Source organism: Burkholderia sp. Ac-20353, from assembly GCF_017104785.1.
GTDB lineage: Bacteria > Pseudomonadota > Gammaproteobacteria > Burkholderiales > Burkholderiaceae > Burkholderia.
In genome coordinates this window covers 47,264-53,863 of the sequence record NZ_JAAGPL010000044.1, presented here as the reverse complement: position 1 = coordinate 53,863, position 6,600 = coordinate 47,264, and the positions used below count along the sequence as shown (strand labels likewise).

Below are 6,600 nucleotides of genomic sequence, written 5' to 3'. Positions count from 1 at the left end.
GTCGCGGCTGCGCGAAACGACCTGCAACTCTGAGTCATGCTCTGACATAGGTGTCCACCTCCGTTTGGTGGACACATGCTGGCCTCTCAGAGCGTCACTGGGTAGACGTCGTTAGTCGATCGCATACATTTGAACGACAACAACCCGTGAAAACCAACGTGATTACTTGCGTACGAGGCTCGGCCGCGCCCCCGCTCTCCAGCGTTCATGGTAGCTTTACTCGATCTCCCATCTCGAGCCTGCGACATGATCGAGCCAATCACAGCAACTTTGGCATTCAAAGCCGTGAAGGATCTCGCAACGGATCAGTTGAAGAGCGCTTTCGGAGATTTCTTCAAAGAATGGGTGGTCTCTCGGTGGAGCGCTCGCCGCGCTGATCGTTTCCTCTCGGCTTTCGTCGACGAGGTTCGCAAGGAGCTAGATGTCAAAACAGCGTCTGCCGATCTCAATGATTTACTGAAGGCGGTTGCTCAAAAGGAAGAGCATACGAGTGCACTGTTCGATGCGTATAGGCGGGTAGCGCTGTCTGCAAGCCGCGAGATTGGCCCGCAAGTGATCGGCATGCTGGTTGCGCGCATCCTCCTTCAAGATCGGGAGGCGACAGACGAGGAAGAGCAGATATTCGAAGCCGCTGAATCGATGAATGATCGCGACCTCGATTCCTTCTTCGCTTGGATGGAGTATGCGCGCAATTTTCCGTCGTTCGCAGAGGCAATTGCAGAATGGACCGCGGGCGACGGTGAGGGCAATCCGGCCGCAGTTTTGGCTCGCGGCATGAATGGGCCCGGAGTCGATATCGACGACTTCGATCGCTATATGCCCGATGTGACTTTCAACCTCTATCGCGAGGTCGGGCCGTTCGCCGTGAAGTTGGTGAATTGTGGATTGCTGGAGGAATCGGCGCTGCCGCGCGGCCTTCCGCGAGACCCGAAAGGCACCAACTACTACATCCTTGTAACGCGAGCGTGCGAAACCTTTTATCAGCTAGCGATGCGTGCTCATAGGGGTTGAGGCGGCGACCGAATCCATCTGCTTGTGCCAGACTTTGCGCTTTCAGGGTTAGGCGACGGCACCGTCGACGCGCCTTGGTCGCGTTTCGAACGCGGGCAGCTTGCGGTAGCCGCAAGCTCGCTGTGCAGGCTACAGATGGAGCCTCAAAAGATCCCATCGTTAGCCGCCGCTTGCGATGCGAACCTGCGCAGTTGCCAGTCCCGGATCTGCACTAGAGCGTTGGCCCATTCATCGGGCGTCAATGAGCGCCATCTCGCCTCGGGCTTCGGCCATACTCGTTTGACGCGGAAGCCATCAATATCGTGCCAGGCCGGGCTTGAAGGGTTTGCCTGCCGCGCCGGCGTGTAGAGCGCGACGAACGCCGGCAGGTTCGCCATCTTCGCCAGCTCTCGGATGACTCCCGTTGGTTTCTCCTGTCCAATATCCTGCGCGACCTCCACAAGGGCCAATGGAAGCTTGTTCGAGTATCCGTACTCGACGAAAAGCACGCTATCAAGATCGGCCATCGTCAATGACTGCGCCTTGCGACGGCCGAGGTAGCGACTAATCGATCGTGGCCGGTGCCATACGCCGTAGGCACGATCGCGGATGAGAAATTGTTCTTCTTGCATCGTTCATCCCATCAGGTTCCTGTCAACGTTATCCAATCTCATCGGCAACCTTCGCTGCCAGATAGATTAGCTCAGTGAGTTCTCGAAGCTTGATTCGGCATTGGCGGCATTGTTCCGATTCGACTGGTACTGTTTGGTGCTTCGCTTCCGTCATTTTTGCCAGCGACTCGTGACGCATTGCCGAGAACCCGGGCGCGGAATTGCGCCGTGGCGCCTTCTTTGCAACTGGAAATGTATAAACTATGGCGCTCATGATCGCAGTTCCTCCAGCAGGGATTTCCGAAACGCAACGTCGTTCGGGCAATCCTCGTTGAAGAACAGGGTGACGCGGCTCACGTAGGCCTGAAGGTTGGTGCTTTTGATAGCAGCCAAGGCTTCTCGACTCGCCTCGCGGTTCGAGAGCTTCGCGGACAACGGAGCGCCCAGCAACTTCCCACCGTATTCATTCGGACGGTCTTCGACCACCTGCCAATAGGTGACATCGAAGTCTCCCTGCTCGAGGTCGAGGTTGGACATCACAGCACCTCCCCACGCGTGAATACCGGGAGATCATCCTTTACCTCTTGCCACGCCGCGAGATCGTCTGGATGTAGTTCGCCGGTGTCGCCGAAATGGCGCAGCGCCGAGACAATACGTGTCATCCCGCGGGCGTCGATCATTGAAGCCATTGCCAAGATCTGGCGCACTGACCGCAGCAGTTGAGACCCAAACTCATCGTGCAGTATCACAGTCGCGGGACCGTCACCAAGGCCGATGTTGTCCCCGTCCCATACGAAGAAATTGGCGTCTCGCTCCGCCTTGATGGTTACGTACACGTCGTTCTCATTCTCGTCGAGCGACGCTAACACGCCATCGGCGAAGATGACCGCTTTCGCATGGCTTGTGAACAAGCCGTAGTTGCGGCCAGTGGAGTCTTTCACACGGTAACGCGTCGGACGCCATTCGCAATAACCGATGAATGTCGCTGTGGGTTTGCAGCCGGCAGTCAACGTTTGCGGCTTATCCATTGCCGTTCCCCTCATCGCCAGCACGTTTGAAGCCGAGCGCCAATGCGCGTTGCTTCCAGCGATCTCGAAGTGACCACTCCGCTTGGCCGCTGATTTCGGAAATTTGCTCAATAGTCTTCAGCGTGTCGGACGCGTGGAGCAGCAACTGCTCGAGCCCATGCGGCTGAAATCCTCCAGAGCACAGGCCTCCGTTGTCCACCTCGTAGCCGACCAGCGCTGCGACGTTGCCTAGCGTCTCGCTGAGATTGCCCGCCATCATCTTCGTCTCGTCTGCGGCCCGCGCAAGCCATTCGAGCTCGGCATCTGGCAAAGACTTGATTTCTGGATCCATCCGATCCCAGAAGTATCTGAGCAACCCCGCAGTGTCGACGGGGTACGACGGCTCTTTGCAGGCACTTTCTGCGGTCAGTTGTTCCACAAACTCTTTCGCGTCGTTATGCATGACAAGCCTCCGCGTTGGAAGCTGCGCGAAATGCCGCGAGGACTCGACTTTCGCGTGCACGTTCAATTTCGTCTACGTAGTTGGAGCCAACCGCTTCCGCCGTTGCGTTGACGTAGTTCATCAAATCGTCAGCGAGATACATTACAAGGCCGACCAATTCCGTGATGTTGGATGGATGCCGCCAAAACTCCTGAGTCTCCATGCCGCGAAGCATCGATGTGGAGAGAGCGCTGATCTGGCCAAGTTGGATCTGGCACATCGAATCGATGTCGTTGATCACCCGATGGAGTTTGCACAGTTCGGAGTCTGACTCTCGTTCACTGGAAGGATTGCGCTTATCCATGGCGCACCTCATGCAGCAGGTCGCCAAGGTCCGTAGCAAGCGCTTCGGCACGCTTGCGGAGATCAGCCAGCGTGCATTGGACGGGCAGCCCATCCGGCTTGTCGCACGGAACCGCCTCAGCCATGAAGCTCAGAATATTGAAGATGCCCCAAGCGTCACCACTCTTGTCGTTTAGCAAGCACTTGATGCGATCGAGCAGTGCCTCACGGTCGGCGCGGCTATATGAAGTGTCGTCAGAGTGTGGCTGCTCGCTTTGCTCAGGACGATCGTCTGCTATGGCACTCATTAAGGACTCCGAATATTAATGGCATGACTGCGGCAAACTCATGGCTCCGCATTGCTCATCCTGCGCTTAGGCCAGCGACAGTTCTGTGACACCTGTCTCGAGCGGGAACAACTGTTTGTCCTTGACCAGACCCAGATTCGTGAGTGCCGGCAGGTCGCTGCGCGCGTCGACACACCAAATCGGCGAGCCCAGCACCTCGACCTTCCAGTCGTAGCAGAGATCCGCGGCGCGGCCCTTGACCTGGACGATGCGGGTGCCGAAGCGAGTCGACAGGAGGGCGAGGTCTCCAGCGTTGCTGCGCAGATTTGTGACACCAGAAGTCGGCTTGCTCGTCTCAATCGGACAGCCGAGCAGGTCGGCCAGAGGTATGGCGGCGCTACGTTGTCCGGCAAGAATGGCTTCCATCGCGATCTCCTTGAACTCAGTGTTGAGCGGCGTTGATTTAAATGTAGCACCGTGCTTTATTGATTGCAAGCACCGTGCTGCATTAAAATTGGTCATGGCTCGAGATGAACCCCAAATCAATCTGCGTATCCCGTCCGCTCTCAAGGAGCGGCTAGAACAAGCGTCGGCTCAAAGTAAGCGCTCGCTCACTGCCGAGGTGGTGGCGCGACTGGAGGAAAGTTTCGCGCTGGACAGGGGCGCGACTGGCCCGATCGACGACCGAACGCTAGATCTGTTTGCCGAGAAGGTCGGCCAGGTGCTTGACGAGCGGGAGAAGAGGCGCAAGAAGACCTAAACCGGCGAGCGATGCCGAGGCCTTGGTTGGTGGGTTGATGGCGGGTAGGTGTGCGCGCCCGACCCAGATTCCGCGCCATCATTAGATGCAGGGCGGAAGCAGGTTCTGCCTTGCAAGGGCATGACCTAGAATATTTTCAGCTTTGCCAAGATGGTGGCAACTTTAAAGGAGATAGCCATGCCAACAGAATCGTTCCGTTATAGCGGCTCGGACATCGCCATTGAACTGACCGACGACAATCAGGGTAATTGGAACTGGTCGTACACCATCGACGGACAACACCGAACGGAAAACAAGGAGCCTCCGCATCGGTCCTACGAAGCAACACTGAAGGAAGCGAAAATCGCCGCGGAAAGACACGTGGAAGCGATCCGAGGCACAGCACCCGACGAGGCGTGATTCACAAAAGCCGCTCGTCAGCATGTCAACCTCCTATCGTGGAGAATCCCCCCGGTGGACACTCCCCCCGCCCCGCAGCTCGTAGCGGGCCAGAGTTGCTGATTCATCCAGCATATAGCCTATCAGCCGCCCGCAAATTTCGCGTAAGTTCTCCCACTAATCCTTGGGATGGTGGCAATGTTTACCTATGATGATTCATCCACAACGGGGGCACATCATGGCGAGCAAACCGACCAAGACAGGAAAAGAGGTGAAACACCTTGCCGGTGAGGGGCTCAAAAAGCCCGGCAAACTGACGAAGAAGCAGGTGCAAAAGATCGCCGGCTCGGTGGAAGCTCATATCCAGCCGCGGGGCAAAAAGAACGGCGGCCGGTGAAAAGGAAAAGCCGCCCGAAGGCGGCTCGAGTCAGGCAGGCTGACTGAACGTGGACCCGTTGTAGGTCCAGTCCTGCTGCGGGGACGGGCTTGCGTTTGTGATGTCAACAAGTGTTGCGACAAAGTCTGGCGTGAAGCGCTCGGCAATTGGAATCTCGGTGCCGTCTTCGAAAAATATCGGTCCGATGATCTCCATGACCGTGCCCGAATCGACCCTCGCGTATTTCGCCATCTTAAGCGTACTCCCGAACGATAACGATGCCACCGAAGCCGGCACCAGCAGACTTGGCGGATTGACTGAACGTATTCACTGACCCACCGCCACCCGCTCCAGGCCCCGAAGCGCTCGTCCCCGGCGATGCAAAGCCACCTAATCCCTCACCACCGAAAATGGACCCAGCACCGTTACCACCTATGAGGGAGCTGGACGAGAAGCCCAATCCAACCGAGCCGACATTACTGGATGCACTGATGACGTTCGTGCCCGACGGAGAACCCGTTGCAGCTGGCGACCCCGACAGGATTGGAGGCGCTCCCGCAATGGTCGATGTACCGCCGGCGCCTCCCGGGCACGACAGCAACGCGCCAAACGATGAGGAACCGCCGTTGTTTCCCGCTGCACCGGCATTCGCAGTCCCGCCGGCGCCAACCGTGATCGCGGTACCGCTGAAGCCGGACGTGAAAATGCTCCTGCCGCAAGTGCCGGAATTTCCACCGCTGCCAGCCGAGCATGTCGATGCTCCCGTCGCAACTGCACCACCGCCGGCACCGCCGGCCGACAACACCTCAACATCAACTAGAGTCGTCAATGCCAGGGCGTTAAAGGTCGTTGCTCCGGTTGAGGTCGTGGTGCCGCCGTTCACGGAAACTAGCTGCGTGCCGGACGGATTGGTGTAAATCGTCGTGCGGAGCAGGCGTCCGTTTGCCTGACCCAACTGCATCGCATGCTGGCTCTGCGTGGCGGGGGCAACTTGAAAGGTGTTGCTGGGATTGCCAGTCGATGCCGCAGTCGTGCCAGCGGTGAAGGCGCAATAGGCGTAGTCGCCAACGTTCCACGCCAATGCGCCAGTTCCCTCTTGCGCCCGGATAACAGTTAGGGATGTACCACTGATAGCCGTCACGTAGACAATTTCATAGAGCTGCCCGGTCGCTGTGTCGTTCAGCGTAATGGGCATGATTTGCCCTGCGGAGAGCGTCGGCAGATTGGCGCTATTAGCAAGAACAATCGTCGTGGACGACGACGGAAGTGCGGACGCCAACGTCGTGTTGATGTTGTTATCTATAACGTATTGAGTCATTTTTTAAAATAGATATATGTTTAAAAGTAGGATAACTAAAGGAATGGCGGCTATATCACTCGGGTGAGCGATGTAATGGTTAAAGCTTG

Annotated in this window: 14 protein-coding genes; 4 read left to right on the top strand and 10 right to left on the bottom strand. The window is 57.3% G+C overall.

From position 1 onward, the window contains the following. The first annotated feature begins 246 nt into the window (after positions 1-246). The gene (locus tag G3N94_RS15715) at positions 247-1,011 is read left to right on the top strand and encodes a hypothetical protein (protein ID WP_205793432.1); all 765 of its coding nucleotides are present in this window, start codon (positions 247-249) and stop codon (positions 1,009-1,011) included. Between the two features lie 143 nt (positions 1,012-1,154). On the opposite strand, the gene G3N94_RS15710 is transcribed toward G3N94_RS15715, so the two are convergent. The 8 genes from G3N94_RS15710 to G3N94_RS15675 all read right to left on the bottom strand — a co-directional run bounded on the left by G3N94_RS15710 (position 1,155) and on the right by G3N94_RS15675 (position 4,105). Further along, a complete protein-coding gene (locus G3N94_RS15710; RefSeq protein WP_205793431.1) occupies positions 1,155-1,622 on the bottom strand; it encodes a hypothetical protein in 468 nt (155 codons plus the stop codon). A gap of 28 nt (positions 1,623-1,650) precedes the next feature. Beyond that, positions 1,651-1,875, bottom strand: coding sequence for a hypothetical protein (locus tag G3N94_RS15705; RefSeq protein ID WP_205793430.1), 225 nt, complete (start codon positions 1,873-1,875; stop codon positions 1,651-1,653). Next, entirely contained in the window at positions 1,872-2,138 is a 267-nt protein-coding gene (locus G3N94_RS15700; RefSeq protein WP_205793429.1) for a hypothetical protein, read from the bottom strand. Before G3N94_RS15700 ends, G3N94_RS15705 begins: the two co-directional genes overlap by 4 nt. After that, positions 2,138-2,629: a hypothetical protein gene (locus G3N94_RS15695; protein ID WP_205793428.1), complete on the bottom strand. Its 492-nt coding sequence runs from the start codon at positions 2,627-2,629 to the stop codon at positions 2,138-2,140. Before G3N94_RS15695 ends, G3N94_RS15700 begins: the two co-directional genes overlap by 1 nt. Continuing rightward, on the bottom strand, positions 2,622-3,071 hold the full coding sequence (locus tag G3N94_RS15690) for a hypothetical protein (RefSeq protein ID WP_205793427.1): 450 nt from the start codon (positions 3,069-3,071) through the stop codon (positions 2,622-2,624). The genes G3N94_RS15695 and G3N94_RS15690 overlap by 8 nt, the downstream gene beginning before the upstream one ends. After that, positions 3,064-3,414: a hypothetical protein gene (locus G3N94_RS15685; protein ID WP_205793426.1), complete on the bottom strand. Its 351-nt coding sequence runs from the start codon at positions 3,412-3,414 to the stop codon at positions 3,064-3,066. The genes G3N94_RS15690 and G3N94_RS15685 overlap by 8 nt, the downstream gene beginning before the upstream one ends. Continuing rightward, positions 3,407-3,700: a hypothetical protein gene (locus G3N94_RS15680; RefSeq protein WP_205793424.1), complete on the bottom strand. Its 294-nt coding sequence runs from the start codon at positions 3,698-3,700 to the stop codon at positions 3,407-3,409. Before G3N94_RS15680 ends, G3N94_RS15685 begins: the two co-directional genes overlap by 8 nt. Positions 3,701-3,766: 66 nt before the next feature. Beyond that, on the bottom strand, positions 3,767-4,105 hold the full coding sequence (locus G3N94_RS15675) for a hypothetical protein (RefSeq protein ID WP_205793423.1): 339 nt from the start codon (positions 4,103-4,105) through the stop codon (positions 3,767-3,769). Here G3N94_RS15675 and G3N94_RS15670 point away from each other — a divergent pair. The 3 genes from G3N94_RS15670 (at position 4,095) to G3N94_RS15660 (ending at position 5,214) form a co-directional block, all read left to right on the top strand. Continuing rightward, entirely contained in the window at positions 4,095-4,439 is a 345-nt protein-coding gene (locus G3N94_RS15670) for an Arc family DNA-binding protein (protein ID WP_205793422.1), read from the top strand. The two genes, G3N94_RS15675 and G3N94_RS15670, sit on opposite strands and share 11 nt — an antisense overlap. A 177-nt stretch (positions 4,440-4,616) precedes the next feature. Next, entirely contained in the window at positions 4,617-4,838 is a 222-nt protein-coding gene (locus G3N94_RS15665) for a hypothetical protein (protein WP_205793421.1), read from the top strand. Positions 4,839-5,025: 187 nt separating this feature from the next. Next, the gene (locus tag G3N94_RS15660) at positions 5,026-5,214 is read left to right on the top strand and encodes a hypothetical protein (protein ID WP_205793420.1); all 189 of its coding nucleotides are present in this window, start codon (positions 5,026-5,028) and stop codon (positions 5,212-5,214) included. 30 nt (positions 5,215-5,244) lie between these two features. Here the strand turns inward: G3N94_RS15660 and G3N94_RS15655 are convergent, their stop codons facing one another. Together G3N94_RS15655 and G3N94_RS15650 are read right to left on the bottom strand one after the other, a co-directional pair. Next, on the bottom strand, positions 5,245-5,445 hold the full coding sequence (locus tag G3N94_RS15655; RefSeq protein ID WP_205793419.1) for a hypothetical protein: 201 nt from the start codon (positions 5,443-5,445) through the stop codon (positions 5,245-5,247). A 1-nt stretch (position 5,446) separates the two neighbouring features. Further along, positions 5,447-6,511 carry a hypothetical protein gene (locus G3N94_RS15650; RefSeq protein ID WP_205793418.1) on the bottom strand — a complete coding sequence of 355 codons (1,065 nt, stop codon included), beginning with the start codon at positions 6,509-6,511 and terminating at the stop codon, positions 5,447-5,449. Positions 6,512-6,600: the final 89 nt, after the last annotated feature.

Coding starts and splice junctions, on each gene's coding strand:
- G3N94_RS15680 (WP_205793424.1), bottom strand. CDS start 3,700: ATGAGTGCCATAGCAGACGATCGTCCTGAGCAAAGCGAGCAGCCACAC.
- G3N94_RS15705 (WP_205793430.1), bottom strand. CDS start 1,875: ATGAGCGCCATAGTTTATACATTTCCAGTTGCAAAGAAGGCGCCACGG.
- G3N94_RS15710 (WP_205793431.1), bottom strand. CDS start 1,622: ATGCAAGAAGAACAATTTCTCATCCGCGATCGTGCCTACGGCGTATGG.
- G3N94_RS15660 (WP_205793420.1), top strand. CDS start 5,026: ATGATGATTCATCCACAACGGGGGCACATCATGGCGAGCAAACCGACC.
- G3N94_RS15700 (WP_205793429.1), bottom strand. CDS start 2,138: ATGTCCAACCTCGACCTCGAGCAGGGAGACTTCGATGTCACCTATTGG.
- G3N94_RS15670 (WP_205793422.1), top strand. CDS start 4,095: ATGGCTTCCATCGCGATCTCCTTGAACTCAGTGTTGAGCGGCGTTGAT.
- G3N94_RS15690 (WP_205793427.1), bottom strand. CDS start 3,071: ATGCATAACGACGCGAAAGAGTTTGTGGAACAACTGACCGCAGAAAGT.
- G3N94_RS15675 (WP_205793423.1), bottom strand. CDS start 4,105: ATGGAAGCCATTCTTGCCGGACAACGTAGCGCCGCCATACCTCTGGCC.
- G3N94_RS15665 (WP_205793421.1), top strand. CDS start 4,617: ATGCCAACAGAATCGTTCCGTTATAGCGGCTCGGACATCGCCATTGAA.
- G3N94_RS15655 (WP_205793419.1), bottom strand. CDS start 5,445: ATGGCGAAATACGCGAGGGTCGATTCGGGCACGGTCATGGAGATCATC.
- G3N94_RS15715 (WP_205793432.1), top strand. CDS start 247: ATGATCGAGCCAATCACAGCAACTTTGGCATTCAAAGCCGTGAAGGAT.
- G3N94_RS15650 (WP_205793418.1), bottom strand. CDS start 6,511: ATGACTCAATACGTTATAGATAACAACATCAACACGACGTTGGCGTCC.
- G3N94_RS15685 (WP_205793426.1), bottom strand. CDS start 3,414: ATGGATAAGCGCAATCCTTCCAGTGAACGAGAGTCAGACTCCGAACTG.
- G3N94_RS15695 (WP_205793428.1), bottom strand. CDS start 2,629: ATGGATAAGCCGCAAACGTTGACTGCCGGCTGCAAACCCACAGCGACA.